This is a genomic window from Archaeoglobus veneficus SNP6, from assembly GCF_000194625.1.
GTDB classification, from domain to species: Archaea; Halobacteriota; Archaeoglobi; order Archaeoglobales; family Archaeoglobaceae; genus Archaeoglobus_C; species Archaeoglobus_C veneficus.
The window spans coordinates 1,790,875-1,817,247 of record NC_015320.1; the positions used below are offsets into that span (position 1 = coordinate 1,790,875).

General features: G+C 46.9%; 30 protein-coding genes and 1 pseudogene. 11 read left to right on the forward strand and 20 right to left on the reverse strand.

Translation table 11 applies throughout. The features are described 5' to 3' along the window. The first annotated feature begins 76 nt into the window (after nucleotides 1-76). Nucleotides 77-1,486, forward strand: coding sequence for an NAD(P)/FAD-dependent oxidoreductase (locus ARCVE_RS10040; protein WP_013684662.1), 1,410 nt, complete (start codon nucleotides 77-79; stop codon nucleotides 1,484-1,486). 11 nt (nucleotides 1,487-1,497) lie between these two features. Here ARCVE_RS10040 and ARCVE_RS10045 read toward each other — a convergent pair whose 3' ends face one another. The 5 genes from ARCVE_RS10045 to ARCVE_RS10065 all read right to left on the reverse strand — a co-directional run bounded on the left by ARCVE_RS10045 (nucleotide 1,498) and on the right by ARCVE_RS10065 (nucleotide 6,808). After that, a complete protein-coding gene (locus ARCVE_RS10045; protein ID WP_013684663.1) occupies nucleotides 1,498-2,532 on the reverse strand; it encodes a phosphotransacetylase family protein in 1,035 nt (344 codons plus the stop codon). Then, on the reverse strand, nucleotides 2,529-4,508 hold the full coding sequence (locus ARCVE_RS10050) for an acetate--CoA ligase family protein (protein ID WP_013684664.1): 1,980 nt from the start codon (nucleotides 4,506-4,508) through the stop codon (nucleotides 2,529-2,531). The genes ARCVE_RS10045 and ARCVE_RS10050 overlap by 4 nt, the downstream gene beginning before the upstream one ends. Nucleotides 4,509-4,585: 77 nt before the next feature. Continuing rightward, nucleotides 4,586-5,440 (reverse strand): cation diffusion facilitator family transporter, encoded by an 855-nt coding sequence (locus tag ARCVE_RS10055; protein WP_013684665.1) that lies wholly within the window; start codon nucleotides 5,438-5,440, stop codon nucleotides 4,586-4,588. A gap of 94 nt (nucleotides 5,441-5,534) precedes the next feature. Then, nucleotides 5,535-6,428: a hypothetical protein gene (locus ARCVE_RS10060; protein WP_048086014.1), complete on the reverse strand. Its 894-nt coding sequence runs from the start codon at nucleotides 6,426-6,428 to the stop codon at nucleotides 5,535-5,537. A gap of 74 nt (nucleotides 6,429-6,502) precedes the next feature. Continuing rightward, the gene (locus ARCVE_RS10065) at nucleotides 6,503-6,808 is read right to left on the reverse strand and encodes a DUF1697 domain-containing protein (protein WP_013684667.1); all 306 of its coding nucleotides are present in this window, start codon (nucleotides 6,806-6,808) and stop codon (nucleotides 6,503-6,505) included. A 60-nt stretch (nucleotides 6,809-6,868) separates the two neighbouring features. Between ARCVE_RS10065 and ARCVE_RS10070 the strand changes: the two genes are divergently transcribed. The 4 genes and pseudogenes from ARCVE_RS10070 (at nucleotide 6,869) to ARCVE_RS10085 (ending at nucleotide 9,891) form a co-directional block, all read left to right on the forward strand. Further along, nucleotides 6,869-7,246 (forward strand): 30S ribosomal protein S8e, encoded by a 378-nt coding sequence (locus ARCVE_RS10070; protein WP_013684668.1) that lies wholly within the window; start codon nucleotides 6,869-6,871, stop codon nucleotides 7,244-7,246. 35 nt (nucleotides 7,247-7,281) lie between these two features. Then, nucleotides 7,282-8,380 (forward strand): annotated as a pseudogene (gene trm14, locus ARCVE_RS10075) (tRNA (guanine(6)-N2)-methyltransferase). Nucleotides 8,381-8,449: 69 nt separating this feature from the next. Next, on the forward strand, nucleotides 8,450-9,403 hold the full coding sequence (locus ARCVE_RS10080) for an AAA family ATPase (protein ID WP_013684669.1): 954 nt from the start codon (nucleotides 8,450-8,452) through the stop codon (nucleotides 9,401-9,403). After that, a complete protein-coding gene (locus tag ARCVE_RS10085) occupies nucleotides 9,403-9,891 on the forward strand; it encodes a chorismate--pyruvate lyase family protein (RefSeq protein WP_013684670.1) in 489 nt (162 codons plus the stop codon). The genes ARCVE_RS10080 and ARCVE_RS10085 overlap by 1 nt, the downstream gene beginning before the upstream one ends. 128 nt (nucleotides 9,892-10,019) lie before the next feature. Here the strand turns inward: ARCVE_RS10085 and ARCVE_RS10090 are convergent, their stop codons facing one another. The 11 genes from ARCVE_RS10090 to trpC all read right to left on the reverse strand — a co-directional run bounded on the left by ARCVE_RS10090 (nucleotide 10,020) and on the right by trpC (nucleotide 19,431). After that, complete coding sequence (locus ARCVE_RS10090; RefSeq protein ID WP_156786058.1) at nucleotides 10,020-11,126, reverse strand: ADP-ribosylglycohydrolase family protein; 1,107 nt, start codon at nucleotides 11,124-11,126, stop codon at nucleotides 10,020-10,022. 23 nt (nucleotides 11,127-11,149) lie between these two features. Further along, the gene (locus tag ARCVE_RS10095; RefSeq protein ID WP_052302985.1) at nucleotides 11,150-11,383 is read right to left on the reverse strand and encodes a hypothetical protein; all 234 of its coding nucleotides are present in this window, start codon (nucleotides 11,381-11,383) and stop codon (nucleotides 11,150-11,152) included. Nucleotides 11,384-11,443: 60 nt separating this feature from the next. After that, a complete protein-coding gene (locus ARCVE_RS10100) occupies nucleotides 11,444-12,082 on the reverse strand; it encodes an IS6 family transposase (RefSeq protein ID WP_013682893.1) in 639 nt (212 codons plus the stop codon). A gap of 14 nt (nucleotides 12,083-12,096) precedes the next feature. Next, nucleotides 12,097-13,077, reverse strand: coding sequence for a 2'-5' RNA ligase family protein (locus ARCVE_RS10920; RefSeq protein WP_052302986.1), 981 nt, complete (start codon nucleotides 13,075-13,077; stop codon nucleotides 12,097-12,099). Between the two features lie 200 nt (nucleotides 13,078-13,277). Then, nucleotides 13,278-14,042 (reverse strand): tryptophan synthase subunit alpha, encoded by a 765-nt coding sequence (gene trpA / locus ARCVE_RS10110; protein WP_013684672.1) that lies wholly within the window; start codon nucleotides 14,040-14,042, stop codon nucleotides 13,278-13,280. 3 nt (nucleotides 14,043-14,045) lie between these two features. Continuing rightward, nucleotides 14,046-15,206, reverse strand: coding sequence for a tryptophan synthase subunit beta (trpB, locus tag ARCVE_RS10115; protein ID WP_013684673.1), 1,161 nt, complete (start codon nucleotides 15,204-15,206; stop codon nucleotides 14,046-14,048). A 26-nt stretch (nucleotides 15,207-15,232) separates the two neighbouring features. Further along, nucleotides 15,233-15,868 (reverse strand): phosphoribosylanthranilate isomerase, encoded by a 636-nt coding sequence (locus ARCVE_RS10120; protein WP_048086017.1) that lies wholly within the window; start codon nucleotides 15,866-15,868, stop codon nucleotides 15,233-15,235. Nucleotides 15,869-15,891: 23 nt separating this feature from the next. Beyond that, nucleotides 15,892-16,470 (reverse strand): aminodeoxychorismate/anthranilate synthase component II, encoded by a 579-nt coding sequence (locus ARCVE_RS10125; protein ID WP_013684675.1) that lies wholly within the window; start codon nucleotides 16,468-16,470, stop codon nucleotides 15,892-15,894. Continuing rightward, a complete protein-coding gene (locus tag ARCVE_RS10130; RefSeq protein WP_013684676.1) occupies nucleotides 16,467-17,789 on the reverse strand; it encodes an anthranilate synthase component I in 1,323 nt (440 codons plus the stop codon). Before ARCVE_RS10130 ends, ARCVE_RS10125 begins: the two co-directional genes overlap by 4 nt. Further along, the gene (gene trpD, locus ARCVE_RS10135; protein ID WP_013684677.1) at nucleotides 17,786-18,751 is read right to left on the reverse strand and encodes an anthranilate phosphoribosyltransferase; all 966 of its coding nucleotides are present in this window, start codon (nucleotides 18,749-18,751) and stop codon (nucleotides 17,786-17,788) included. Before trpD ends, ARCVE_RS10130 begins: the two co-directional genes overlap by 4 nt. Continuing rightward, nucleotides 18,748-19,431, reverse strand: a complete 684-nt coding sequence (gene trpC / locus ARCVE_RS10140) for an indole-3-glycerol phosphate synthase TrpC (protein ID WP_013684678.1) — start codon at nucleotides 19,429-19,431, stop codon at nucleotides 18,748-18,750. Before trpC ends, trpD begins: the two co-directional genes overlap by 4 nt. 251 nt (nucleotides 19,432-19,682) lie before the next feature. Between trpC and ARCVE_RS10145 the strand changes: the two genes are divergently transcribed. After that, nucleotides 19,683-19,916, forward strand: a complete 234-nt coding sequence (locus ARCVE_RS10145; RefSeq protein WP_013684679.1) for an Lrp/AsnC ligand binding domain-containing protein — start codon at nucleotides 19,683-19,685, stop codon at nucleotides 19,914-19,916. Nucleotides 19,917-19,959: 43 nt separating this feature from the next. Next, complete coding sequence (locus ARCVE_RS10150) at nucleotides 19,960-20,649, forward strand: DUF5612 domain-containing protein (RefSeq protein WP_013684680.1); 690 nt, start codon at nucleotides 19,960-19,962, stop codon at nucleotides 20,647-20,649. A 23-nt stretch (nucleotides 20,650-20,672) separates the two neighbouring features. Here the strand turns inward: ARCVE_RS10150 and ARCVE_RS10155 are convergent, their stop codons facing one another. The 3 genes from ARCVE_RS10155 to ARCVE_RS10165 all read right to left on the reverse strand — a co-directional run bounded on the left by ARCVE_RS10155 (nucleotide 20,673) and on the right by ARCVE_RS10165 (nucleotide 22,771). Continuing rightward, nucleotides 20,673-21,044 (reverse strand): CGGC domain-containing protein, encoded by a 372-nt coding sequence (locus ARCVE_RS10155; RefSeq protein ID WP_013684681.1) that lies wholly within the window; start codon nucleotides 21,042-21,044, stop codon nucleotides 20,673-20,675. Between the two features lie 105 nt (nucleotides 21,045-21,149). Next, a complete protein-coding gene (locus ARCVE_RS10160) occupies nucleotides 21,150-21,566 on the reverse strand; it encodes a hypothetical protein (RefSeq protein ID WP_013684682.1) in 417 nt (138 codons plus the stop codon). Next, the gene (locus ARCVE_RS10165; protein ID WP_013684683.1) at nucleotides 21,563-22,771 is read right to left on the reverse strand and encodes an adenosylhomocysteinase; all 1,209 of its coding nucleotides are present in this window, start codon (nucleotides 22,769-22,771) and stop codon (nucleotides 21,563-21,565) included. The genes ARCVE_RS10160 and ARCVE_RS10165 overlap by 4 nt, the downstream gene beginning before the upstream one ends. 164 nt (nucleotides 22,772-22,935) lie before the next feature. On the opposite strand from ARCVE_RS10165, the gene ARCVE_RS10925 reads away from it, so the two are divergent. The 4 genes from ARCVE_RS10925 (at nucleotide 22,936) to ARCVE_RS10175 (ending at nucleotide 25,007) form a co-directional block, all read left to right on the forward strand. Then, the gene (locus ARCVE_RS10925) at nucleotides 22,936-23,286 is read left to right on the forward strand and encodes an ABC transporter ATP-binding protein (RefSeq protein WP_052302987.1); all 351 of its coding nucleotides are present in this window, start codon (nucleotides 22,936-22,938) and stop codon (nucleotides 23,284-23,286) included. Continuing rightward, a complete protein-coding gene (locus tag ARCVE_RS11720; protein WP_083809346.1) occupies nucleotides 23,258-23,422 on the forward strand; it encodes an ATP-binding cassette domain-containing protein in 165 nt (54 codons plus the stop codon). The genes ARCVE_RS10925 and ARCVE_RS11720 overlap by 29 nt, the downstream gene beginning before the upstream one ends. Before the next feature lie 65 nt (nucleotides 23,423-23,487). Further along, nucleotides 23,488-23,802 (forward strand): ATP-binding protein DrrA1-3 family domain-containing protein, encoded by a 315-nt coding sequence (locus tag ARCVE_RS10930; RefSeq protein ID WP_052302988.1) that lies wholly within the window; start codon nucleotides 23,488-23,490, stop codon nucleotides 23,800-23,802. Continuing rightward, complete coding sequence (locus ARCVE_RS10175; protein WP_013684684.1) at nucleotides 23,790-25,007, forward strand: ABC transporter permease; 1,218 nt, start codon at nucleotides 23,790-23,792, stop codon at nucleotides 25,005-25,007. Before ARCVE_RS10930 ends, ARCVE_RS10175 begins: the two co-directional genes overlap by 13 nt. Before the next feature lie 9 nt (nucleotides 25,008-25,016). On the opposite strand, the gene ARCVE_RS10180 is transcribed toward ARCVE_RS10175, so the two are convergent. Then, nucleotides 25,017-26,195 carry an inositol-3-phosphate synthase gene (locus ARCVE_RS10180; RefSeq protein WP_013684685.1) on the reverse strand — a complete coding sequence of 393 codons (1,179 nt, stop codon included), beginning with the start codon at nucleotides 26,193-26,195 and terminating at the stop codon, nucleotides 25,017-25,019. Nucleotides 26,196-26,373: the final 178 nt, after the last annotated feature.

The window sequence follows — 26,373 nt, forward strand, 5'->3', positions numbered from 1 at the left end:
ACCACCACAACATCTATGCTAAATGACATCCAATAGAAAATAATAAATAGACTTATCCAGAGCAGTCCACAAATGTATGAAATATGACGTGATAATAATCGGAGCAGGGCCAGGTGGGCTTTTTGCAGCCTACAAGCTTGCAGGAAAGCTGAAAGTTGCTATTTTCGAGATGGGAAGGGATATCGACAAGCGAAAGTGTCCCAGCGATTTAGCAGAGAGCTTCTGTCTTAAGTGCTCGCCGTGTAACATAACCTCCGGAGTTGGCGGAGCTGGAGGATTATCCGATGGAAAGCTCAACTTTGTCAAGCCCGAATACCCCTCAAGCTTCACAGTTGGCGGGGATTTTCTCGGGCTCGTTGATGAGGATTATCTCCTCGAGAAAATGGATGAAGTTGATAGGATTTTCCTCCAGCACGGCGCTCCGGACGAAGTTTACGGCGAGGACAATGGAAGGCTCGAAGAACTTCTCAGGAGGGCTAATGCAGCAGGGATAGAATTCGTTCCACTGAAGCAGAGGCACGTTGGAAGCGATGAACTGCCGAAGGTGATCAAAAGCATAAAGGACTACCTGACGGGCAACGGCATCGAGATATTCACGAACACAACTGTCGTTGACATAAACCCAGAGGAGAGACGGGTTGTTACGGCTGATGGTAAAAAGTACAATTACGACTACCTCATAATTGGCGTTGGCAGAGGTGGCTCTGTCTGGCTTGAGAAGTGGGCAGAGAAGTATGGATTTGCAACGAGTAACAAGCCCAAAGCCATCGACGTCGGAGTTCGCGTTGAAGTTGCAGCGTCGATAATGGAAGAGATAACGTCGATAATCTACGATCCAAAGCTCAGAGTTACGACGAAGAAGCACGACGACTACGTCAGGACATTCTGCACCTGCCCGCGGGGCTGGGTAATAAGAGAGGACTACGGAGAATTCTGTCTGGTCAACGGGCACAGCAAGGCAAAAGAGAAGACAAATAACACCAACTTCGCACTGCTCGGACACTACCGCTTCACTGAACCTTTCGAGTATCCAAACGAGTGGGGCAGAGATTTGGCAAAGATAACCACGAAGCTGGGCGGTGGAAATCCGATAGTGCAGAGATTGAAAGACCTGAGGCTTGGAAGGAGGAGCACTGAGGCGAGAATAAAGAACAACAGGCTCGTTCAGCCCACACTCAAGACGGCAATTCCAGGTGATATTAGCCTCGCGTATCCGGGGAGAGTTATAGATGACATACTCGACGCCCTTGAACAGCTCGACAAGGTCATACCGGGAGTCGCAGATGACTCAACGCTGCTCTACGCTCCAGAAATCAAGTTCTACTCACTGAAGCTTGAAGTCAACTCAGAAATGGAAACAAATGTCAAAGACATCTATGCAATAGGCGACGGAGCTGGAATAAGCAGGGGGATAGTTGGCGCTGCTGTCACCGGGCTGATAGCAGCGGAGAGCATACTGAAGAAGGAAAGTTCGGGTAAAAACTGAAATCGTGGAATTTAAAGGTCAATAGCACGCATGATGGCATCGACGTCAACGTAGCTCTCCACGAGCTCTTTAAAACGCTTGATTTTTTTCTCTCCTCTAATTCTTACCTTCCCAAACGCTCTTCCAAGTCTCTCGGCAGTGGTAAGAGTATCTTCCTTAACGAGGATTATTGGTACACCCCTCTCCTCTGCAAGCCCTACAACCGGCTTTGGAGGCTCTAAATTGCCTGTCAGGATCAGACACTTCATACCTGAATCTATGGCAACCGTATGCAAATCTGAACGGTCGCCGCCGGTGATAACTGCAGCGTTCCTTGCAGCCCTGAAGTAAGATACAGCAAACTGGGGCGACATAGCCCCTATCAAGTACTGCTCAATCAGCAGCTCGCCCCTCGGCTCAACGATGTACTCTCCGTTAAGAATTTCCCTGATTTCCTCAACGTCCATGCCCGCAAGCAACGCGTCCTTCGGCAGCATACCCACAAGATCGATGCCTGCCGGCTGCAGAACCACAGATGCGATGCTTTTCAGATATGCCCGCTTGTAGCCTGTTATCTGGTTGAAGATTGCCATCATCTCCCCCATGACTCTTCTTGCAGAGAGCAGCCTGTCGATGGTGAAATCCCAGTTGTACCTTGCGACCATCAGCACCTTGGTCAGCGCCTTTGAAGAAAGCAAGTTTACTATTTCTACATCGCTCAGGCCTATAGCCTCACCCGCCGAAAAGCCCATGGAGCCTTCGACGAGCACGACGTCTTTCCCCTCAGAAATTCTACCATATGCGTCGATTACCTTCTTTCTCAGCTCTTCCTTGTCTGCCGAGAGCATGAAGTCCACATAGCTCTCAACCCTGACGGGGCACATATCGTTATCAAGTTCGATGCCAAGAATTTCAGCCATCACCTCGCTGTCCACATCGTCTCTTGTGGAAAAGGGTTTGAAATATCCGACTTCGTACCCCCTTTCCTTCATTATGAGACCGAGGGCGAGAATTATTCCGCTCTTTCCAGAGTACTCCTCAAGGGAGGAAACAAGAAGGTTCCTCATATTTTACCACCTCTACAGGTAATTTTGAAATCAAGAGCGTAACACCCATCCTCAAAAACCTTAAGCGGGTTAATCTCCATTTCCATTATCTGAGGGATTTCAATACTTAACTGAGACATTTTCAGGATCACATCGGCTATAGAGTCTATGTCGCAGGGCTTCTCGCCTCTCACACCCCTCAGCAGCCTGTAAGACTTGACTTCCCTTATCATTTCGTATGCATCATTTTCAGTAACGGGGGCAATTCTGAAGGTAACATCCCTGAAAACCTCCACATATATTCCGCCGAGTCCAAACATCAGCATCGGCCCAAAACTTGGATCTCTCTTCATCCCGACGATAACTTCTTTTCCACCCTTTATCATCTGCTGGATGAGAACTCCATCTATCCTCACATCCCCAAGCATTTCAGCCCTCGTAACTATTTCTATGAATGCCCTCCTCACCTCCTCCCTCTCAACGTCGAGCTTCACGCATCCAACGTCAGTCTTGTGGACTATCTCCGGCGAGAGAACTTTCATCGCTACCGGGTAACCGATGGAATCGGCAATTTTCACAGCCTCATCTGCAGTCCTCACCACGCCGTAGCGGGGGGCAGGGATGCCGCATGCCTTCAGGATTTCAAAGGGCATTCTCTTCTCCATCGCCTTCCGTATTGCCTCTATGTCAAATTCGTATGTTCTACCGCTTCTCTCTTTCCTCTCCTTTATTCTGACGTACCTGTAGAGTGCCGACAAAGCTTTAACCGCTCTCACTGGATCAAAGAAGTCGCTTCTGCTCCAGCCCATGAAGCACGTAACCACTGGCTTTTCGGTCCTGAAGAGGGATGCTTTCTCGAAGTCTATCCTGGCTGTGGGGGCAAGGATTGCAATAATACTTCCCACTTGCTCGTCTGCTGCAACGCACTCCAGTGCCCTGATAAATCTCTCCGCATCCGCATCTCCCAAAACGTCAACGGGGTTGTAAAAGTTCGCCTCCGGCGGTAGAGTTGATTTCAAGCTGTCAATTGTTTCCTTCGAGAACGACGCAAGTCTCAGATTTGCTTCCTCTACTGCATCTGCGGCCATAACGCCTGGTCCTCCGGAGTTTGTAACTATGGCAACATCCCCGTCAACATCTTGATATTTTGCAAGGAGTCTCGCGAAGTCGAAGAGCTCTTCCGACGAGGAGGCGTTTATAACGCCAGATTGACGAAACGCTGCAGCGCAGGCTTCATAGCTGCCGGCAATGCTTCCGGTGTGGCTGCTCGCCGCTCTTGCTCCTGCATCGGTCTTCCCGCTCTTCAGCGCAATGACTGGCTTTACTTTGCTGAGTTTCCTTGCAACCTCCATGAACTTTCTTCCATTTTCAATACCCTCAAGGTAAAGCATAATCACGTCAGTATGTCTGTCATCAGCAAGCATTTCCATGAAGTCCGATTCGTCGAGAACGGCCTTATTGCCGAGAGAAACGATTTTGCTGAATCCCAAACCAACGGCGTTGAAGTACTCTATCACAGCCAGCACGAACGCTCCAGACTGGCTAAGAAAGGCTATGTTTCCCGGCTTTGGCGTTGAGCTGCTGAACGTAGCGTTGAGACCATTGTGGCAGTTTATTATGCCAAGGCAGTTGGGGCCGACGAGTTTTATCCCGTATTTTCTGCATATCTCAACGAGCCTTGCTTCAAGCTTTGCACCCTCCCTTCCCGCCTCCTCAAAGCCAGCTGAGATTACCACGACGTTCTTTACACCTTTTTTACCGCACTGCTCGACGACTTCCAGAACGCTCGCAGCAGGAATTGCTATTACCGCAAGGTCAACATCGGGAGCATCGAGAAGTGAAGGATAGCATGGAAAGCCGAGGATTTCGCTGTAAGATGGATTTACAGCATAAACCTTGCCCCTGAACTTTTTTAGATTTTTGAGAATTGCGTTTCCTACCTTCCCCTCTTTGGGCGTTGCTCCAACAACGGCAACGCTTCTTGGTTCGAAGAGCATCTACTCCTACATTTCCCCATCAGGCTTAAAGTTTTTCCAGAATTTTCTTCTCTGGTGGATGGTCTACGTTTAAAAGGCTACAGAGTTTTTCTGATGTGTTTACCAAAATGCGGGCACACGTGGATGTTAACGTAACCGATCTCCGGAATCTTCCTCCTTAGCTCTTGTACCAGCCGTTCTGATAGCTTGTCCGCCTCTTCAACACTCATACGCCCATCCACAGTTATGTGCATGTCGAGATGTACTTTGCCCTCGCCGATATATACGGCTACCATGTCGTGGACGCCCTTAATCTCGTCAAACGAAAGAGAGACCTCCTCAACCCTATGATAAAATTCGTCTGGCGGAGACAATCCCAGTAAAAACCTCGCATTTTGCTTGAAAAGTCTTATAGAGTTATACAGAATCATCAGAGCGATTAAAATGACAACTAATCCATCGAAAAATCCGTAGCCGTGGCTGATAAGGAGAATCCCGGCTATACCCGCTACGGTGGACAGCGAGTCGTTTATGCTCTCGACAAACATGGTTCTATCAAGCACGCCAGATTTTCTCGAGGAGATTACCGATGCTACGAGAAGAATCGCAAGAACAGTCAGTTCTACGACTACTGCTGTAGTTGCGTCACCGTATTCAGCCTGTGGATTGATTGTGTTCAGAAAGCCCTCCCTGAGCAACTCGAAGGAGACAATCGTTATGAACGACGTTGCTGCCACGAGCGATGCAACGTTTCTCGCGAGTTCGTGCCCGAACGGGTGAGATGAATCTGCTGGCTTTTTAGAGACTCTACCGGAGTACATGAGAAGGAGTATCGTCGCAATGTCGGTAACGCTGTGCATCGCGTCGGCAAGCAGTATCAGGTAGCCGGTCAGCAAGTATCCGGTAATCTTGAGGGCAAACGCCACGATGTACAGCAGTAGAACCTTTTGCATGGCTCTATACTTTGTTTACCGGCATTATAGGTTTTTCGGGCTCAAAAACAGCAGTTCAGTTTAGGTTTTCCAAAAAAGCATCCAAAATCAAGCCTCAATCTGTAACGTCAATTACAAGGGGGTGACATCCTCTCACGCCGTTCTCTATTTCGATGTGTATGCAGAAAAAGTACCTGCCAGCGGGAACGTTTGAGTTCGCCTTTGTAACTAACTTCAGCTCGTAGTTCGCATGGGGTTTTACCATGCAGCATTGCGGCTCAACGCCAACACTCAATCCTTCAGGCATCGGCAGTAGTTCCATAGACGAGATGTTGGCACTGAAGGGTCCTTCGGCAACTCTGAAAACAGTAAAACTCGCATTTCCCGGCCCGGCTTCGCCTGTGTAGAGTGTGAACTGGAGTTCTGCAGTTTCACCTCTCTTCAACGCTATGCGGTCACTGTAGCTCAGGCGTGGGGTGGCCATGTCCATAAGTGACCTGCCCGGTACGAATACGGGCTTGTCAGTCAGTGGGTATACATCGACCCTAAGCCAGTCGTCTATCGTCTCGTTACCAATTTCTGCACGTATGAGGAAGACGTAAGCTGCGAGCTTAATTGAATTGTTGCCATAGCTGCACTCCGAGAAATTCTGGCTTACACTTACAGTTATTCTCGACATATACTTCCCCTCTGGTTTAACAAAAAATTCGTCAGGTTCCACACTAATGTTCACACCCTCCGGAGTTGGCAGCGTTTGGGTTTTAAGCACCCCATCAACCCTATGAACTGACAACTCTACTTTTCCTTCCCAGTTCCCGGAGTAGAAGACGTAAATTGCTTCTTTACTATCTCCAGGCCTCAGACAAATGTAGTTTTCAATAATACCCCCAAGAGGGGCGTAGTCTTCAGGAGTACAGGAAGCGTTCGATTCTAATTGTGACTCCTGTAGCTCCACTGGAGTTTCAAGTGATTTCTCGCTGAGGCAACCCGCAAGGACAATACACGTCACCAACACAAGGAAGCACAAGGTATTGAATTGCATTATAAAATGAAATTTTCAAAAGTATTTAAATTATAACGTGGCTACTTCATTTCAAGCCTCAAACACCTCAAAATACCCTCGAGCGTCCTGAAAGACCTTGCCGTCACGCAGACATCTCCAAATCTTTTTCCCAGAACTCTCTCAATCCTCACCGCCACCTCAGCATAGTGCATGTTTTTCTTTCGGAAAATGACGTTGTCGGCCTTGAAAAGGCAGAGAATCTGCAGGTTTTCGTCCTCTATTTCTTTCAGAATTTCAAGCATTTCTTGTTTAGTTATCCGTCTTGCAGAATACATGTTAATGCCCTTTATGAACGCAACACCGAGCTTCCACTCTTCGCCTTCCACGCTGTCAGGCTGACAAAAAGTATTTAAGTAGTAGTGATTGGCTGTGTTGAGGTGGTGTAAATGAAGTGGCATGGCAGAAGCAGACGCTCATACACTGGCAAGCTCCTCAAGCCTTTCAGAAAGAAGAGAAAATACGAACTGGGAAGAGATCAGGTAGAGACGCTTATCGGCGAGAGAAAGATAAAGAAGGTCAGGGTTAAAGGAGGAGACTTCAAGATCAAGGTCTTCAGAGAGATGTTCGCCAACGTTTACGTTCCCAGCGAAGGCAAGGTCGTCAAGGCCGAGATAAAGACAGTCGTGGAGAATCCGGCCCATGTGCACTACGCAAGAAGGAACGTGATCACCAAGGGAGCGATAATCGAAACCTCCGTCGGAAAGGCAAAGGTTACGAGCAGGCCCAACCAGGACGGCGTTGTAAACGCTGTTTTGATTGAATAAAGAATAAATAATACCTTAATTCAATAACTTTTATCATGTTTCATTTGGAAGGTTTTAGCGAATTTTATGCAACGCTCCCTCCCGGCCTCGAAGATATTGCAGCGGAAGAAATAGAAGAGCTGGGGTTTAAAGTCTTCGAGCTCAGAAGGGGAAGAGGACGGGTATTTTTTCAGGGGTAGCAGTAATGCGGTGGAAAAACTGAATTGCTACGGAAGAACACTCGAGAGAGTAGTGGCACTTCTTGCCTGCGAGAAGTTTTCTACACTCGACGACATATATAAAATCGTTCGGAGCCTGGACTTCAGCTTCATCAAACCCCATCAGAGCTTCGCAATCAGAGCAATGAGGGCTGGAGAGCATAACTTTACTTCTATGGACGTTGCAAGAGTTGCTGGTCAGGCAGTCATTGACAGCTACATGGCATCGAGAAACGTCAGGCTTGCAGTAAACCTCGACGAGCCAGACGTGATAATCAGGGTCGATGTTGTCTTCGATACAGTCATAGTCGGAATCGACACTACAGGCGATGTGGGTCTCCACCGGAGGTTCTACAGAGTTTACAATCATCCTGCTCCACTGAATGCAGCTATTGCTGCAGCTCTTGTCAGACTTTCTGGATGGGAGGATGGAAAAACTCTCCTCGACCCGATGTGCGGAAGCGGAACGATTCTTATCGAGGCGGCAATGCAGGCTTGCAACATCCCCATCCGGCAAGAGTGCTTCGATGCCGAAATATCCACCACTTCTCTCTGCTGCCCCTATGTGTTCGGCCTCGAAATCTCGAGAAAACACCTGAAAGGTTGCAAGCTTAATGCAAGCGCTGCCGGCGTGAGCTTCGATGTTGTTCAAGGTGATGCTACAAAGCCACCATTCAGAGAGCCCTTCGACGTCGTTATAACTAACCCACCTTATGGACTGAGAATAGGAAGAAAAGGTGTGATAGAGAAGCTTTACTCCAGGTTTTTAGCTGCTCTCATAGACATAATTCACGAGAGTTCGAAGGTTGTTGTTATAACCGCAGAGAGTGAAGTTTTCAAAAAGCACGCGGAAAAATACGAGATTCTCGAGGAGAGAACAATCAGGTACGGCGGTTTGCTAACTTCGGTGTTCGTTATGACTCCATCCTTAGACTGACCCTTGTAGAACTTGCTGCATCAACCTTTTTATGCTACACCACTCAAACAGGCTACGGAGGATGATGTAATGAAAATCATTGCCTTCGTCGGCTTACCGCTTAGCGGTAAGAGTACCGCCGCAAAGGTAGCGGAGGAACTTGGTATCCCAGTAGTCGTCATGGGCGACGTTGTCAGGGAAGAGGTAAGAAAGCGAGGTCTTGAGCTTACAGACGAGAACGCCGGAAAGGTTGCCAACGAGCTGAGGCAGAAGGAAGGGATGGATGCGATAGCGAAACGGTGCATCCCCATTATCAGAGAAAAAGCGAAAGACTCCGGAATCGTCGTCGTTGACGGCATAAGAGGTATTGCGGAGGTTGATCGCTTCAAACAGGAGTTTGGAGATGATTTCATCCTCATCCACATCGATTCTCCCCTCGAACTGAGGTTTGAGCGGGCGTTGAAGAGGAAGAGGAGCGACGACATAACGAGCATTGAAGAACTCAAGCGAAGGGATGAAAGAGAACTTTCATGGAACATGGGAAAGGCCATAGAAGTTGCCAACTTCACTATTGAGAACACATCAGGCCTTGAAGAGTTCTTCGAAAAAGTGAGGGATATTCTCCTGAAATTTGCAAGGCAAATTGAGGTAGAGATAGAAACCGACGTGTATCCAACGGAAGATGAAGAGAAAGTCATACAGGCCGTAAAAAACCTCTTCCCCGACGCTGACATTAAGATAGAAGACGGAAAACTCTACGCCATAGCATCAGATTTGAGCAAGTTCAGAGAGCTCCTGAGAAGGCAGAGAATCCTCGACACCACCCGCTCGGAACTCCTGAGAAACTGGAGGGGTAACGAAGCAACGGTTTACCTGAACAAGCAGACTGCAGTTGTTTCGCGCATAAATTTTGCCGACGAGGATGCGATTCTCTCCCCCCTCCGCGTAACATTCAGGGTTTACGGTATACCTTTCGAGCGCTTCATTGACTGGCTCGCTCCAGAAACGAGAGATGGCAAACCTGTAAAGGAGATCGAGCTCTAATGGAGTTAAAACCAATCCATCGAATTCTGGCTACGACGGACGGCTCAATTACCGCAATACTCGAAGCAATCTCGGGCAGAGAAGTTAGGGTGGAGACTGTCGAGCAGCGGGTGGTTAAAGCAAACAAGGACATCGCGGAAATACTTGGAATCGATGAGGGCGAAGAGGTCAACTACAGGGTCGTGAATCTCATAGCCGGAAGCGATGTGCTCGCCCACGCAGTCTCGTACACTCCACTTAAGAGGCTTAGACCCGAGTTCAGGGAAGACCTGATGAAGGCAGATATACCCATAGGAAAGATAATGCGAAAGCACAGAATAGAAGCGAGAAGGGAAATAAACTGGTGGAAGGTTGAAAAAGCAGGCAAACTCACTGAAGTTTTCGGTACTGGCGAAGACGAGCCGGTTCTCGTCAGGAACTACAGTATCATCCACGGCGGAGAGGTGCTGATAAACATAACAGAGTACTTTCCTCTGTCGAAGTTTTGAGTTGAGTACTTTTTATCTCATTTGAGTCAATTTCCTTTAGATTTTATTTTACAGAAACTAAGGCAAGATAAATTATTAGTTTAGGTGAATATAAGCAAGCATCAAAGCAGACATTTGAAATTTATTATTTAAAAATTAAAAAGGCTTTTTATTTTATCTAACAGCTTGAATATTCTGCCGTCGTCTCTGTAGGATAATCTTCCAGTCAAATTATTAACCCACCTGTGAGGAAATTCTTCAGCTCCGTGTAGTGCACCTACTGCCGAACCAACGATTGCACCGATTGTATCGCTGTCCTTTGAGTACGTTACCGCTTTCACTATTGATTCTTCAGGATCATAAGAATAATTGCACAAAACGTAAATCACAAAAGGAAGTGTTTCAAGCAAATATGCTCCAGAACCAATTTTGTTCGAAAATTTGAGGATATCTACCTCGTTTTCGACTGCTTTTCTCACATATGTATTAATGAACTCATACCCAGAACCGGAATACATCAATCCTTTCCTTCTCGTTTTGTAGCGTGTTCCGCCCTCTATCTGGGAGGCTACTTTAACGTACTCGTCAATCCACCAATTTGGAGGAGGCGCGTCTTCCATTTGTAAGAGCTTCCATAAGATGTTAACGAAGGCTACAGAGGACGATATTGCGAGGGGATCGTTGTGGGTCAGTAATGTGGAAAGTAAGGTATCGGCCCATAATTCATTACTCGGCTTTTTCACATGAGGAATAAGAACTGGAGAAATTCTCATGAGAGCACCATTGCCCGCTGAGTGGACGCCTGACAAATACCAAGGTTTTCTTTCGTCTTTGTAGTTTCTAATAAAGCCTTTAATTGTAGAACCTATCCCAAAGATTCTCTCTTTTACGAACCTATCTGCCAACTCCTTAACATTCAGGTAACCGTTATTTTCCAGCAACACTTCAACTGTCCAAAAGGTCAATTGGGTATCGTCAGTTGGTACTCCTATCGGTTTCCAGTCCGACCTCTTAGTCGGAATGTAATCGGTAATCTCGCCATACCTTTTTAGTTTGTAATTCGGAGGAATTCCTTCAACGGGATAACCTAAAGAATCGCCAATAGCTACTCCCAGCAACATACCTTTGATCTTATCCCAATCAATATTTTTTGTGACCTCTGGGGTTGAATAAAGAAAAGGAGCATTTTTTGCCCTAATTATTCCTTCGGAAAATAGAAATTTCATTTTCTCTGAGTTCGGAAGTTCGTTTCTCAAGTTCACCCCTCCAATCCCACCCACTATTTGTACTCTGGCTCATCCAAAATTGTTTCCATCCGGCTTATTTTCTCAAGTCCTAAGGAGATTATATAATCTAAAGAAACTGGTTTGTAGTTTACCACCTCAACACTGACATTAATCGTTTGTTTTTCTCCATTTATGAAAGGATACTTCCTCAATTTGCCATTATGAGTGTGTCCATGTATTATCCATCCATCAAAAGAGTTCACTTCATCTGGTCTGTGAACTAGCATGAATCTATACCCCTTATATTCAAGTATATGATACTTTTTCCCCAGTCGGGTAGTGTCAAGTTAACACCTCCAGTAGTTGTAGAAGGCCATAAAGCTCTCCAACCAGCTCTGTACAGAGACAAAAGAACTCCTGAATGGAAATCTGTTCCAGAACCTCTTCGTTCTCTCTTTAAACCTCGAAAAGAATCCTTCTACAGCATTTCTTCTACCAAACGTTTCATGCCTGTATCTCAGCCCTAACCTTTTCAAAGCCCACAGATACCAGAAACCTCTATCAACAACGATCTCTGGCTTGTTTTCGCAATGCTTGAGAACTTCTCTAAGGAAAACGTAAGCTTCAAAGCTTCCTCTTCCTCCAGAAGCCCATATAGCTAGGCATTCCATGGTATCAACGTCTATAGCAGCCCAAACAAAGATTTGTTTCTTTTCCAGTTTTATTTTTGTTTCATCTATCGCAACAAGTCTTCTTTTCTTCTTTTCTGGTTGTTTTAAGACTGTTTTGAGTCTATGGTAGTAAATCCTAACAGATTCGTGACTTATTTCTTCGAATAAAGATAGAAAATCACTTGTTTTTCTCAAAGAAAGGCCAAAGAAGTATAATAATGCTGCAAGTATTTTAAGTTCCACATCTTTCCTGTTCCTTCGAAAGACTTTTGTAGACTTGACGTAATCTACCAACTGGCTTAGCGCAGGCTGCATAAGTTGTATCTTAGTTATTTATTTTTTGTTATTTTGACACTGCCCCCCAGTCGTACCTTCTCGTGGTTTCCCCTGATGTAAACGATCCTGCCATTCAACTTACTAATCCAGTAAAGAGCATCTCTCGAGTGCTTGCCAAAGCTTGCATCGCCTAAAAAGTACACTGTATCTTCGTTTTTCACTGTATTATTCCAATTTCTTAGAAGGACTTGGTTCATCTCCCTAACGTCAACAAAGGGACGACCGCAGTATTTGATTATGTTTTTGTGGTCAAAATGTGTGTCGGATATGAGCCATATACTCCTATCATTTATCTTTTCAGTCATTTCTACGTTAAATTTCCTCCTATATGCCTGAACCATCTCAGAATAGGCCTTCTTCGATAGTGCCAATTTTCTTGGGAGTATTCTGCCCGTTAAGACATCGTACTCATAAGTTATTTTACCTCCCTTTAGCAGAGGTATCCGAAGAGGATAGGCAGGAATATATTCATCTCTGAGCAATTCTACCGCATTTTTTAATTTCGTAAACTCCCTTTCCGATAAGCGGTATCCTATTGTTGCGTGAAACCAGAACTCATCATTCTTTCTGTTGTATTTTTTTACATCAGGTCTTTCTTTTATGTGGGTTTTTATCGCCTCATACAGACTCATTCTGAATTTTTTTAATTCTGAACTTGGCTCTATTCTAAATGCAAGAATGTAGCCATTATCTCCCTTCTTGAGCTCAAACCCATCATAATAAAATTTCAACTTTTTAATATCAAACTTAGATGCAACGTGCTGGATTAGTTTAGCTAAGTAGAAATTATCTACATCTTTCTTCAATTTAAAATTATACACAAGCGTAATGTGAGGAACTCTATGCCAGCGTCTTAGTTTAAAATATTCTACAACTTCAGAAATTTTTCTTTTAATTCTATATTTCTCTAACATTGGTCTTATTTCAACAAGATAAGGATATTTATCCTCCTTCTTCCAAAAAAAGATATTCACTCTAAATCCCCCGACTCAGCTGTCATTTACTCCTATTACCTGTTTTTCATCCTCCAGAATGATTTATTTTTCGCTTCTATAACTACTTAGCAGGGACTCGTCGTATAAGGCTTGGTAAGCTTAGCATCTTTCGCCACCTTAAGCAGGAGGAGATCCTATCGTGTCACATTCCACCACCTCACCCTCTAAATGAATAAAAATCAACCCTTACAACCCCTCTTAAGCTCCCTTGTAATCTCTTCAAGTCTCTCCGCAGCGTTTTCTCCATATTCCTCTATTATTTTAACGAGGGCACTCCCAACCACAACGCCATCAGCTCCAGCCTTAACGAGCTCCTCCACGTGCTCTCTCTTTGAAACGCCAAAGCCGACACAGACAGGCTTCGTACATATTCGCTTTGCCCTCTTTAACAGGTCAAAAGCCAGCGGAGGAATCTTCTCCCTCGCCCCCGTTGTGCCATACAAAGATATCAGGTAAACGAAAGCCGAACTTGCCTCGTCTATCGCCCTCAGCCTCTCGTCAGGCGTGTTCGGAGCCGCAAGAAATACAGTATCAATGCCGTGCTTTTCACATGCGGCAAGATACTCACCGCTTTCCTCAAGAGGTAAATCCACGACGATCATTCCGCTTACCCCAGCATCGGCTGCGAGCTTAACGAACTCGTCAACGCCCTTTGCATAAACGGGGTTGTAGTACGTCATCAGCACGACCGGCTTATCGGAGTGTTCCCTGAACTGCCTGACTATCGAGAAGACGTCTGAAACCTTTGTTCCGGCTTTCAGCGCTCTGTAGTTTGCTTTCTGAATTGTTGGGCCGTCGGCCACGGGATCACTGAATGGAATGCCCAGTTCTATCACGTCCGAATACTTCTCCAGAGCCAGCATGAAGTCCAGTGTAAGCTTTGGATGAGGATCGCCAGCTGTAATGAACGTAACGAGCCAGGGAGTTTCGATTTCGAACACCATTGCTCACACCCCAAGCAATTCCATAACTATGCCTAAATCTTTGTCCCCTCTACCCGAGAGGTTAACCACGATAATCTCGTCCCTCTGCATTTCCTTAGCTATTTCCATTGCATATGCGACAGCATGAGCAGATTCAAGGGCAGGAATTATTCCCTCAGCCTTTGACAGCTCAGCAAAAGCCTTTAACGCCTGCTCATCAGTCACGGCAACGTACTCGGCTCTTCCGCTCTCCTTCAGATACGCGTGCTCTGGCCCAACGCCAGGATAATCCAGACCAGCAGCGACGCTGTGAGTAGTGGCAATCTGCCCATCTTCATCCTGCAGGAAGTAGGATAGCATGCCGTGCAGGACACCCTTCTTGCCCGCTCCGAGTGATGCAGAGTGTTTTCCCGTTTCGATTCCTTCGCCTGCAGCCTCAACGCCTATCAGCCTGACTTTATCTTTCACGAAGGGGTAGAATATGCCTATGGCGTTGCTTCCTCCCCCAACGCATGCAACTATGCAGTCAGGCAGGCAGCCCTCAACCTCGAGAATCTGTTTCTTTGTCTCCTGCCCTATCACGGACTGGAAGTCCCTGACCATCGTTGGGTAGGGATGTGGGCCAACAACGGAGCCGATGAGGTAGTGGGTGTTTTCAAACGTGGCAACCCAATCCCTCAAAGCCTCGTTTATTGCGTCCTTGAGCGTCTTCGAACCGCTATCGACGGGATGGACTTCTGCTCCGAGTAGCTTCATTCGAAAGACGTTTGGCTTCTGCCTCTCCACATCCTCACTACCCATATATATCTCCGTCTTCATCCCGAAGAGTGCTCCGGCTATTGCAGTAGCAACGCCATGCTGTCCCGCTCCAGTTTCTGCTATAAGCCTGTTTTTCCCCATGTACTTCGCAAGCAGAGCCTGACCAAGGGTATTGTTTATCTTGTGAGCCCCGCTATGAAGTAGATCTTCTCGTTTCAGATAGATTTTTGCCCCTCCGACCTTCTCGGTAAGATTTTTCGCAAAATAGAGGGGTGTCGGCCTGCCTGCGTAAACCCTCAAGTAGTAATCGAGCTCTTTTTTGAACTCCTCGCTGTCCTTAAGCTCTTCGTACGCTTTCTCGAGCTCCTTAAGCGGAGGCATGAGCACTTCGGGTATGAACTGCCCTCCAAATTCGCCAAATTTCATGCTTTCTTTTCCCTCCTTTTATATTCTCACATCTTTACACTCTTCGCCCTTTCAACGAAGGCCTTAACAAGCTCAGCATCTTTCCTCTCGCCTCTTTCGACGCCACTCGAAGCATCGACGCCGAAAGGTCTTACATAATCGGCAATTTCAGCGACGTTATTGGGGTTAAGACCTCCAGCAAGAATTATCCTTTTAGACATTCTTAACATTTTCACGACTTCTTTGCTGACTCTGTGGTCGTGAATGGCTCCGCTACCAGCTCCGGTGTCGAGCAGGTAGTAATCAGCATCGTAGTCCATCATCTTCTCCGCAAGCCTCGCAGCTTCAACGACAGGGTTTCTACTTTCTCTTGCCACGATAAACGCCTTCGTTATAATTCCTCCAAACTCATCGCGAAGCTTTTCAAAGTCTTCGACGCTCATTTCCGAGTGAACCTGAATGTATTCGGCTTTGCAGCCATCGATTATCTCCATCCACTCCTCAAACGTTTTTGCCGTTGAAACAGCAAACACGGGAATGCTTGCGTGTGAAATTATCTGCCTTGCAGTGTCAAGGCTGACGGCTCGCTTCGACTTCGCCCTGACAACGACTCCAGTAGCGTCAGCAACCTCAACGACTTCAAGCTCCTCAACGCTTCTTATTCCGCACACCTTGACGAACATCTTTATCTCAGCCCCGCTCCGAGCTACAGTCTCCCCCTGCACATGTCCACGAAGTTCTTCACTATTCTCAGCCCATCTCCGCTCTCGAATTCCGTCAAAACGCTCTCCGGGTGGAACTGTACGCCCTCGATCTGCCTGCTCTTGTGTCTTATCCCCATAACGATGCCATCGTCGGAAATTGCTGACAGTTCAAAGCCCTTTGGCACCTCGAGAACTGCAAGGGAGTGATACCTGCCGGCTTTTAGCGGATTTCTAACCCCCTCGAAAATTGTTTTTCCATCGTGCTTCACAATTGAAGCCTTACCGTGTACGGGCTTGACCCTTCCAACCTTTCCGCCGAAGACGTGAGCTATGAGCTGATGACCAAGGCAAACGCCGAGGGTAGGTACATCGACCTCCTCGACGATTTCAGGACAGTTACCGATGTCTCTCCTATTCTCCGGAGAGCCAGGGCCAGGAGAGATGATTATCCCGTCTGGGTCTATCCTCTTCACCTCATCAACGCTGACTGTGTTGGGAACCACTTTAACACGATCAAATATAGACGCATATTCAGCCAAATTCCACACGAATGAGTCTCGATTATCGATGAGTAGAATCATCTTACCACCCCGAAAGCTTTCATAACGGCAGCCATCTTCTTCTCCGTCTCGTAAAACTCCTTCTCCGGCTTCGAATCGGCAACAATGCCTGCTCCAGCCCTAACCCTGCAAACCTTGTCGATTTCAACCATCCTGATGGCTATAGCCATGTCAGCGCAACCGTTGATGGAGAAGTAACCGACGCTGCCGCCGTACACTCTTCGCCTCGATTTCTCGAGCTCGTCGATGATCTCCATTGCCCTTATCTTCGGCGCTCCAGTAAGAGTGCCGGCAGGAAAAGCTGCATCCATTGCATCAAACATTGTCATGTCGTCTGCAAGCTCTCCCTCGACCTCACTCTCTATGTGCTGCACGTGGCTGTACTTCACCACGTCGAAGAACCTTGTCACCCTCACGCTTCCCGGCTTTGAAACCCTCCTGACGTCGTTTCTTGCCAGATCTACAAGCATTACGTGCTCGGCTCTCTCCTTCTCGTCCGCAAGAAGCTTTGCTGCAATCTCTGCATCTTCTTCATCGCTGCTTCCACGTGGAGCCGTTCCAGCAATGGGGTTTATTTTCACGATGTTGTTTTCTACGGAAGCCATAGTTTCCGGAGAGGCTCCAACGACAGCCTTTCCAACCTTATCAAACTCCAGCAGGAACATATATGGGCTCGGATTGATCTCTCTCAGCTTCCTGTATATCTGAAAAGCTGAGTAGTCTGTCTCAATGCAGTACTCCCTCGAAAGCACTATTTGGAACGCATCTCCCGCAAAGATATACTCCTTCGCCCTCTCCACCATTTCCATGAACTCTTCCTTTTCCGCGTCGCATCCTTTAATGCTGCTTCCACCATCTTCATCTTCGATTCTTGTCCTTCTCGCCTTCCCTACGACTCTTTCAGCGTACTTCTCCTCTTCTCTTGAGCTGTTCAGAGAAAGGAAGTAGAAATTCCCGGCTATATGGTCGTAAACGAAAACCCTGCTGTAGTAGCCGTAAACCGAAGGCTCTTCTATCTCACCACCTATAAGCGTGTGAATCGAATCATAGGCTGTGTATCCAACAAACCCTCCGGAGAACTTCGTTCCTCCTGTTTCTCCATCGAAGAATGGTTTGAGAGCCTGGAACGGGTTTCTTTCCTTCGACACCTTCTTTCCATCAACTCTTGTGTCCTCGCAAACTTCAACAACGTATTTGGGGCTGGAAGAGATAAAGGTAAACCTTGCTCTGTGCTCGTGCTTCGTCAGACTTTCAAGGATGAACGGCATCGCCTCGTCTCTAAGCACGTTGTAGAGCTTGAGAGGATCCACGTAGCTCAGCTTTTTAATAAGAACGCTCATATCTGTCTGAGCTCCTCGAGTTTTCTCAAAGCCATGCCATCCTCAATGGCATTTCTTGCGATCTCAACGCCTTCTCTGAAATCACTGGCTATGCCTGCGGTGTACAGCGCTGCTGACGCATTGACCAGTATGAAGTTCGTGTCGTCGTTTTTAGCTCCGCTGAAGACCTTCTTTATCCGCTCCGCGCTCTCATCTGCGCCATTGCATGGGTGTATGTCCACTGGCTCGATTCCAAAATCTTCAGGAGTTACCGTGTAGAATTCGACTTCTCTGCCCACCTCCGCAACCATCGTCTCGCCTTTCGGACTGACTTCGTCCATTCCGCCATACACAACGAGAGCCTTTCTTATTCCGAGAAGTTTCAAAGCGTGTGCGACTTTTGGAAGTAGGGATGCGGAATTTACGCCGAGGAGCTGATACTCTGGCTGAGCGGGATTTGCGAGGGGACCGAGAATGTTAAAGATCGTTTTTATGCCAAGCTGCTTCCTTACTGGCATTATTTTCTTCAGCGCCGGGTGGTATAGAGGGGCAAAGAGGAATGCGAAGTTCTTTTCCTCTATACTTTTCTTCGCTTCCTCGGGTGTAAGCTCCAGTCTGATCCCGAAGGCCTGCAGAACGTTTGCAGAGCCGCTCTTAGACGTTATGGACACATTTCCGTGCTTCGCCACCTTGGTGAAGCATGACAGCAGAATTGCTACTGCCGTGCTCACGTTGATGGTATTGCTTCCATCTCCTCCAGTTCCGCACGTATCTGCGACACTTCCAGCCTCGATTTTGATAGCGTTGTCCCTCATGGCCTTAGCGAAGCCTGCAATCTCTTCAGGAGTGTATCCCTTCGTCTGAAGGGCTGCAAGAATTGCCGCAATTCTGATCTCGCTCTCGTTGAGCATTTCGTTGAAAAGTGCATAAGCTTCATCGAAGCTGAGATCATTTTGCTCGATTATCTGGTTTAAAGCGCTCATATTCTCGCCTCCACAAAAACCCTCACAATCTTTTCAGGGTCTTCGGCCCGCATGAAAGCAGTTCCAATGAGAACCGCGTTGGTGTACTGCAGAGCTTTGCGCAAATCATCTATACTCGAAATTCCGCTCTCGCTAACCTTCAAAAACCCATCCGGGATGAGGGGAGCAATTTTCTCAGTAACTGTTACGTTTCCATCGTCAAGCTCAAGCTTTGCGATGTCCCTGTTGTTTATCCCAATCATCGCCCTCCTCGCTTCCAGAGCGAATTCAAGCTCGTCTTCGCTGTGAACTTCGATTAGTGCATCCAGGCCGTGTTCCGCTGCGAAGTCTGCAAATTCAGGAATGTCGTCCCTGAGGATGCGGGCGATTAGGAGAACTGCTGAACCGCCTGCCTGGGCAGTCCTCTCCACATCCTCCTTACTCGTTATGAAATCCTTTCTCAACACGGGAAGCTCCGTGGAGCTGCAAATTTTCTTGAAAACTTCAAAACTCCCCTTGAAGTTCTTCGATTCCGTTATGTAAGATATGCCAACGGCTCCCGCTCTCTCGTACGCACGCAGGATGTCGATTTCATTCCTGCCTCTCAGCAAATCGCCGTGTTTCGGCGAATGAACCTTAACTTCTGCAATTACCGGATTTTTCTCGCACTTTTTTATCGCCCTGCTCAGCATGCCGACCATTCGCTTCACCTGAGATTATTCCCAATCTGTGGGAATGAGCACTCAGAGTGTATTTAAACATTTTTGTTGAGATAAGTCATATATATCTCAGCAAAATTAAATGAGCATTATATAGCAATAATATAAATGAAATACAACAATCCGCCAGCCATCAGGTGAGCCGTCGTCAGCAACAACCCAGCCCTGCAGCCTTTAAACCTGGTACATGCACATACAAAACCTTTAATACATCTGTAAATAAACAAATACCAATGGCGCTTGGTTTTGTCCTTATAAAAGTGTCCCCAATGCGGGAGAAAGAAGTGTATGAGAAGCTTGCGTCACTCAAAGAGGTTGAGGAACTCTACCCCCTTTTCGGCGAGTACGACCTCATAGCGAAGGTTGTTGTTAAGGACTTTGAGGAACTAAGCGATGTTGTCGTGAACAAAATCAGAACTATTAAGGGCGTTATTGAAACAAAGACCCTTACGGGAGCAAAATTCTAAGTGAATTGATAGATAAGAAATCCCGTACTGCGGGTGGATAATAATGGAAGAAAACGAGAAAGGTAAAACGAGTCGGCAGAGAGGTCTGCAGATAATTGCCAGGAACGAAGTAGGTGTCCTCAGGGATATAACAGCTATTGTCGCAGAAAAGGGAGGTAACATAACGTACGCCCAGACATTTATAATTCGATACGGAGAGTACGCCGGAAATGCTTTAATTTACTTCGAGATTGAGGGTGGCGAGTTCGAGAAGATTCTCGAAGAGGTCAAAAAGTTGCCAACAGTTATAGAAGCTGCAGAAGAACCGACATTCGAAGACATCTTTGGAAAAAGAGTCATAATCTTTGGCGGTGGAGCTCTCGTCTCTCAGGTTGCACTCGGAGCCATAAGCGAAGCGGACAGGCACAACCTCAGAGGAGAGCGCATCAGTGTAGATACTATGCCAATAGTTGGTGAAGAGGAGCTTGCCGGAGCTGTCAAAGCAGTAGCGAGGCTCCACAGGGCAGGAGTCCTTGTGCTTGCAGGTGGTATAATGGGTGGAAAGATAACCGAAGAAGTCAAAAAGCTCCGCAAGTACGGCATACCCGTTATCTCGCTGAACATGTTTGGAAGCGTGCCAAGCGTTGCCGATCTGGTCGTCAGCGATCCCGTTATGGCCGGAACTCTTGCAGTCATGGAGATTTCAGAAAAAGCCCGTTTTGACATCGACAGAGTTAGGGGCAGGAGAATTTAATCTTAAATTTGAAGAAAATAACGTCAGGGAAACACTTTTGGCATAACGTATTTGTGCGTGCCCTCGACAACCTCTACTCCGGCCTTTTCTTTTATCAAATTCACCACGTCGTCCTTATACGCGCACATCAGCGTTATACAAGTTCCTACATGGATAACGTCAGCAGTCTCCTTCAAAGCTGCGAGCTGCATCTTCAAAAGTCCAAGACTTGCCGGTACTCTTGTACCGGGGCACTCTCCACAATCTGCAATTCCGACGATTGTCGCATCTTCACCCTTGTACCTCTCAAACTCCCCCTCCTTTCTCATCATTGCAACGAGGCACTTTGCATCTCCAGGACAAAGGTTCTGCTGTCGGAGTTTCCTGCATGCGACAACAACAATCCGTTTGGCCATGAGAACATACTGCACATACCTATAATATAAGAGTTTCTAAAATAAATTAACGGCCAAAATATTTAAATTAAAATTTATTTTAATTTACTAAAAAAGTAAAAAAGATCATTCTTTCTTACCAACAGCCCTTTCGAGAAACCTCACGACTTCTTCCATCTCTCCACTGTCTTCAAAGTAAAGCGTTTTCACAGAGAAAAGAGACTTCTTCCTGAGTTTCAACCTTATTACTTTGTTCGTCTTGTCCACCTCAAAATCCTCAATGTCCTCAAGCTTTGTCCTGAATGGCTTGTAGCGAATCTCGCCATTTATGTAGTAGTATCTCTCCTTTCCAAGCATTATAATTGCGTACAGGAATATGACGAGAATAAAACTTGTAAGGGCGATAATGCCTTTCTTCGGGCTTAAGCCGGTTGAGATTCTGTAGGCAATCGTTGCAAGGGCAACAACTAAAAGGCAGCTACAATAAATCAGCCACTTACGCCTCGCAACGGGATTGTTTACCGCCCTGTACATCCACATCATGTCCCGTACCTCCAGTCCGTCAGATACTTGATCTGCTCCTCGGTTAGCCTGTCTATTTCCACACCCATACTCTCGAGCTTAAATCTTGCAACAATTCTGTCCAGCTCGTCTGGCAACCTGTAAACCTTGTTCTCCAGTTTGTCTGCATTTTCAGCGATGTATTTCGCAGCCAAGGCTTGGTCGGAGAAGCTCATGTCCATAACCTCGATGGGGTGGCCGTCTGCTGCAACGAGGTTTACAAGCCTGCCCTCTGCAAGCAGGTAGAGCTTTTTGTCTCCCAAGTCGTATTCAACGACGTTGTCTCTCATCTCCCTCTTACCTCTGCTCATGTTCTCCAGCTCTGGAATTGCTATCTCGACGTTGAAGTGGCCGGCGTTTGCAAGAACAGCTCCGTCCTTCATCAGCTCCAAGTGTTCCTTTCTTATAACGTCCCTGTTGCCCGTGGCGGTTATGAAGATGTCTCCAATCCTTGCTGCCTTCTCCATGGGCATCACGTCAAATCCGTCCATCAGCGCTTCGAGTGCCCTTATTTCATCCACTTCCGTAACAACGACCTTAGCTCCCATGCCTCTCGCTCTCATTGCTATGCCCCTGCCACACCAGCCGTAACCAGCAACGACGATTGTTTTGCCAGCAAGGAGCATGTTTGTAGCCCTAAGTATGCCGTCTATCGCCGACTGGCCCGTACCATAGCGATTGTCGAAGAGGTATTTCGTGTACGCATCGTTTACGGCTATGACGGGAAATGCAAGAACGCCCTCCCTCTCCATTGCTTTCAGCCTTATTACTCCAGTCGTCGTTTCCTCGCTCGCCCCAATAACCTTCTGCTTGCGGGAGTGAAGCAGGAAGATCAAGTCAGCTCCATCATCAATCACGATGTCGGGCCTCGTGTCTGCAACCGCTTCGAGGGCTTTATAGTATTCCTCGTTTGACATTCCGCGCTTTGCAAAGCACGCGATCCCCAAGTCACGCAAAGCGTCGGCAACATCATCCTGTGTGCTCATGGGGTTGCAGCCTGTGATGGCTACTTCTGCCCCAGCATCTCTGAGAGTTAAAACAAGAACAGCAGTCTTGGCCTCTACGTGAAGTGCCATTCCGATTTTGTAGCCTTCGAGGGGTTTCTCTTTGCGGAATTCCTCCCTTATTCTGCCAAGAACCTTCATGTGTTTTTCTGCCCACTGTATTTTTCTCAAGCCTTTTTCCATGCCGGGCAATGGAACTCCAATTTTAAAACATTTGCCTATCTATGCAGCCACCATTGGGATTGATAAATAGAGGTTGAAATTTTCCGCATTTAAGAAGTATGTGATCTGGATACCAGAATGAAAACGTAAGATTTAAATGTTGATGAAGGTTCAAGCGTGTCCAAATGATACAAGCTGAAGAGATATCGAAGTCCTTCAACGGCAAAACAGCAGTTGATTCGCTGAGCTTTGAAGTTGGGGAGGGCGATATTTTCGGGCTTCTCGGCCCAAATGGAGCTGGCAAAACCACTACGCTTCGAATGCTCATCGGGATTCTCAGGCCGGACAGAGGGAAAATCAGAATTCTCGGGCAAAATCCTTCCAAAGTACGAAGCAGAATAGGGTATTTGCCGGAAGAAAGGGGGCTCTACCGAAAGCTGAAGGTTATAGACATGCTGTGCTATCTTGCATCTCTGAAAGGGCTTGATGCGGTAAAAGCAAGAAGAAATGCTGAGTACTGGCTGGAAAGGTTTTGAACTCCTTAAAGTCTCTGAAAATAGAGTTGAAGAGCTCTCGAAGGGCATGCAGCAGAAAGTTCAGATAATTGCAGCCCTCATCCACAATCCGGATGTCCTCATCCTTGACGACCATTTTCCGGGCTTGATGCTGTAAACATCGATGTACTGAAACGTCTGCTGAGGGAACTCGAAGATAAGGCAATAGTGCTCTCAACCCACATGCTCAATCTTGCAGAAGAACTCTGCGACAAAGTTCTGCTTCTGAACAAAGGAAAAGCTGTTGCATACGGTAGCATGGACGAAATAAAGGCTGAGTTTACTGAGAAAAGGATTATTGTGGAGTACAAAGGTTCTTTCCCCTCCCACTCCTTTGAAGTTGTTGATTCCGGCAAGGGCTACGTTGAGCTGGCCGGGGAGATCGAAGAAATCATGGCAAGGTTGATTGAAGAAAGAGTTAGAATCAGAGCTTTCAGGATTAAAGAACCGAGCCTTGAAGAAATCTTCCTGAAGAAGGTGAGAGAATGTCAGTTTTAGTCATAGCCAAACACGAGCTTTTAGCAAACGCAAAGAGAAAAGAATTCGTACTTATTACTCTTGCATTTCCACTCTTCATACTGATAGTATTCTCGTCAAGCATGGGAGTTATCCTTTCAACTTTCGGAGATGTTAAAGCCGGTTTTGTGGATAAGAGCGGGTTGCTTTCTTCGGATGAGATAGGCGAGATGGATAAAATAGTTGAGAGTGTCAATGCCGGCGACATTTCAAAAAAGTCGTTCAAAGTAATCCTTGTGAGATACTCGTCCGAAGAAAAAGCCAGAGAAGACCTTATCAAAGGCCGGATAGATGGATACTACGTCATAGACGAAAACTACATCGATAACGGGAAAATAACCGGATACACAAAGAAGGCATCTCCGCACCCCGCAAGAATTCTCGAGAAAAAGCTTGTTAAAGCTATGCTTGCAGGTAAGGTTGATGATAGAGTTGTAAAGAGAGTTGTCGAGGGTTCGAATTATGAAGAGTACAAAGTGGGAGCTAAAGGAGAAGTTGAGGAAAGAAACTTTATGAGTTTCATAATACCCGTTGGCTTCGCCGTTCTTCTTCTGACATCGATCCTGACATCCTCAAGCTACCTTTTACAGGGAATTGCAGAGGAAAAGGAGAGCAGGATAATGGAAATTCTGCTATCGTCTGTAACTGCAGAAGAGTTGCTTTTTGGCAAGCTCCTCGGTCTGGGCTTGCTGGGACTGATGCAGATTTCCCTCTGGATTGCAATAGCATTCCCGCTTGCTGCAAGCTTTGCCATACTCTCTCCTTCCGTCTTTGTTATTGCTTTGGCGTATTTTATTCTCGGTTATGCATTCTACGCATCTCTGATTTCCTGCATAGCTGCCATTTCTCCAACTCTGAAGGATGCGCAGCAGATGCTCGGCTTTGTTATCCTTCCTCTAATCTTCTCGATGATGTTTGGTGAAATAGCTGCCGTGAATCCTTCATCTCCAATTTCTATGCTGCTTTCGTATTTGCCGTTCACGTCTCCAATCGAGATGCCCTTACGCTTTGCCGTCGGCCAGGTTGAGGGCTATGAAATCATCATTAGCGTGCTGACACTCGTTGCGTCAGCGTTTATCACCGTAAGAATTGCTTCAAAACTTTTCGGGCTTTTCGCCCTTTCCTATACGAAACCAAAGATTGGGGATGTTTTGAAGTCTTTAAGGTCATCTGGAACTAGCCAATAAAAGATAAAATTACAAAAGTCCCGAAAACCACTCCTTCAGCATCTCGAACTGCTGGTGGGTGTTGACGATATCTGTCTCCATGGGACTCTTGAAGAAGAAGCTTAGCTCCTTGATTACGCCGTAGAGTCCCTTCTTCTTTGCAACGAGCAGGAATCTTGCGATGTCGAGGATCAGCGGAGCTGCAACGATCGCATCGATGGCGTCCCAGATGAAGTAGAATTTCATCTTCGTGCCGAGGAAGCCCTTGAAGTGTATGAAGTCGAAGGCAGTCTTGTTGTCAACGAGGCTCGGGAAGTAGTTGATCTCGGTTATGCTGTACGGCGAGTAGCCGAGTACCTTTTCGAGTACCTTGTCCTTGCTGACGACCTTACTCTCCTTGTTGTCTCTGTGGCTGAGCACCTTGCCGTCCAGATCGCCAAGAATGTTGTAGCTCATCCAGCCTATAACCTCGAGGTTGCGGTAAAGGAACATCGGCGCGAGCGTTGTTTTAACAAGGGTCTCGCCCGTCTTGCCGTCGTTGCCAGCATGCGGTACCTTCTTTTCGATGGCGAGCTGCTTCAACGCAGGAATGTTGGAACCAACGCTCGGCGTGAAGTTTCCGTACGGCAGGCCGAGCTTCAAAGCTGCGTACGCGTAGAGCATGCTTGCCGTTGCATACTCCTTTGCGTCATCGTCGAGCATCCTCTCAAAGCCGTCGATGCTTCCGTGGTACTCCTCGCTGTACTTTGGCACCGGTTCTGTTGAAGCAGTGTTTATTACGACTGTCTCGTCGTCGGCAAACTTCTTCATGTCCTCCGTCAGCCTGTCTGCAATCTCCCTGAGTGTAAGTCCTTCCTGCTCGAGGGTCTCAATTTTTCCGAGTTCCTCAATGCCGCTTCCGCAGTTTAAAGCTGTGCCCTTCGCAGCTTTTACACCCTCGAGGTAGTCCCTTACCTCTTCGAGAATGTGCCTCTCAAAGTGTCTGTTCTGCTCCCAGTGGTCAAGCGAGGCTGCGTAGGCGTTGTCCATTGGTCTGACGTCGTGGCCACCGAATTCAAAGCTGAGGGGGGCATATTTATCAATGCCACTGAAGAACGGGAGTTCTGAAACAAGACCAACCTTATCGATGATATTCTTCTCAAGAGCTTTACCTCCGACCATTGCCGTGGTTGAAACTATACCGTATGCCCCAATAAGCCACACCTTCATGAGTATCGCCTCCAGCGAGTTTTTTGATTATAAAACTCTATCTTCCAGTGTAATAAAGCAACGCGATGTCTGCTTGGAGCTGTTCCGTTAGGAGGACTTAAAAATTTTCCCCTTTACCACTCAATCCTATATAATTTACAATTGACGAAATCAGATTCGATAATCCGATAAATTTATA

What these genes read in the sequence shown, in the direction of transcription:
- ARCVE_RS10100 (WP_013682893.1), bottom strand. Translation starts at nt 12,082, where the DNA reads ATGCAGCCTGCGCTAAGCCAGTTGGTAGATTACGTCAAGTCTACAAAA.
- ARCVE_RS10150 (WP_013684680.1), top strand. Translation starts at nt 19,960, where the DNA reads ATGGAAGAAAACGAGAAAGGTAAAACGAGTCGGCAGAGAGGTCTGCAG.
- ARCVE_RS10155 (WP_013684681.1), bottom strand. Translation starts at nt 21,044, where the DNA reads ATGGCCAAACGGATTGTTGTTGTCGCATGCAGGAAACTCCGACAGCAG.
- ARCVE_RS10050 (WP_013684664.1), bottom strand. Translation starts at nt 4,508, where the DNA reads ATGCTCTTCGAACCAAGAAGCGTTGCCGTTGTTGGAGCAACGCCCAAA.
- ARCVE_RS10120 (WP_048086017.1), bottom strand. Translation starts at nt 15,868, where the DNA reads ATGTTCGTCAAGGTGTGCGGAATAAGAAGCGTTGAGGAGCTTGAAGTC.
- ARCVE_RS10925 (WP_052302987.1), top strand. Translation starts at nt 22,936, where the DNA reads ATGATACAAGCTGAAGAGATATCGAAGTCCTTCAACGGCAAAACAGCA.
- ARCVE_RS10130 (WP_013684676.1), bottom strand. Translation starts at nt 17,789, where the DNA reads ATGAGCGTTCTTATTAAAAAGCTGAGCTACGTGGATCCTCTCAAGCTC.
- ARCVE_RS10125 (WP_013684675.1), bottom strand. Translation starts at nt 16,470, where the DNA reads ATGATTCTACTCATCGATAATCGAGACTCATTCGTGTGGAATTTGGCT.
- ARCVE_RS10175 (WP_013684684.1), top strand. Translation starts at nt 23,790, where the DNA reads ATGTCAGTTTTAGTCATAGCCAAACACGAGCTTTTAGCAAACGCAAAG.
- ARCVE_RS10930 (WP_052302988.1), top strand. Translation starts at nt 23,488, where the DNA reads ATGCTCAATCTTGCAGAAGAACTCTGCGACAAAGTTCTGCTTCTGAAC.
- ARCVE_RS10085 (WP_013684670.1), top strand. Translation starts at nt 9,403, where the DNA reads ATGGAGTTAAAACCAATCCATCGAATTCTGGCTACGACGGACGGCTCA.
- ARCVE_RS10045 (WP_013684663.1), bottom strand. Translation starts at nt 2,532, where the DNA reads ATGAGGAACCTTCTTGTTTCCTCCCTTGAGGAGTACTCTGGAAAGAGC.
- ARCVE_RS10165 (WP_013684683.1), bottom strand. Translation starts at nt 22,771, where the DNA reads ATGGAAAAAGGCTTGAGAAAAATACAGTGGGCAGAAAAACACATGAAG.
- ARCVE_RS10160 (WP_013684682.1), bottom strand. Translation starts at nt 21,566, where the DNA reads ATGATGTGGATGTACAGGGCGGTAAACAATCCCGTTGCGAGGCGTAAG.
- ARCVE_RS10080 (WP_013684669.1), top strand. Translation starts at nt 8,450, where the DNA reads ATGAAAATCATTGCCTTCGTCGGCTTACCGCTTAGCGGTAAGAGTACC.
- trpC (WP_013684678.1), bottom strand. Translation starts at nt 19,431, where the DNA reads ATGGTCGGCATGCTGAGCAGGGCGATAAAAAAGTGCGAGAAAAATCCG.
- ARCVE_RS10070 (WP_013684668.1), top strand. Translation starts at nt 6,869, where the DNA reads ATGAAGTGGCATGGCAGAAGCAGACGCTCATACACTGGCAAGCTCCTC.
- trpB (WP_013684673.1), bottom strand. Translation starts at nt 15,206, where the DNA reads ATGAAATTTGGCGAATTTGGAGGGCAGTTCATACCCGAAGTGCTCATG.
- ARCVE_RS10040 (WP_013684662.1), top strand. Translation starts at nt 77, where the DNA reads ATGAAATATGACGTGATAATAATCGGAGCAGGGCCAGGTGGGCTTTTT.
- trpA (WP_013684672.1), bottom strand. Translation starts at nt 14,042, where the DNA reads ATGGTGTTCGAAATCGAAACTCCCTGGCTCGTTACGTTCATTACAGCT.
- ARCVE_RS10145 (WP_013684679.1), top strand. Translation starts at nt 19,683, where the DNA reads ATGGCGCTTGGTTTTGTCCTTATAAAAGTGTCCCCAATGCGGGAGAAA.
- ARCVE_RS10055 (WP_013684665.1), bottom strand. Translation starts at nt 5,440, where the DNA reads ATGCAAAAGGTTCTACTGCTGTACATCGTGGCGTTTGCCCTCAAGATT.
- trpD (WP_013684677.1), bottom strand. Translation starts at nt 18,751, where the DNA reads ATGAGCGCTTTAAACCAGATAATCGAGCAAAATGATCTCAGCTTCGAT.
- ARCVE_RS10095 (WP_052302985.1), bottom strand. Translation starts at nt 11,383, where the DNA reads ATGCTAGTTCACAGACCAGATGAAGTGAACTCTTTTGATGGATGGATA.
- ARCVE_RS11720 (WP_083809346.1), top strand. Translation starts at nt 23,258, where the DNA reads ATGCTGAGTACTGGCTGGAAAGGTTTTGAACTCCTTAAAGTCTCTGAA.
- ARCVE_RS10180 (WP_013684685.1), bottom strand. Translation starts at nt 26,195, where the DNA reads ATGAAGGTGTGGCTTATTGGGGCATACGGTATAGTTTCAACCACGGCA.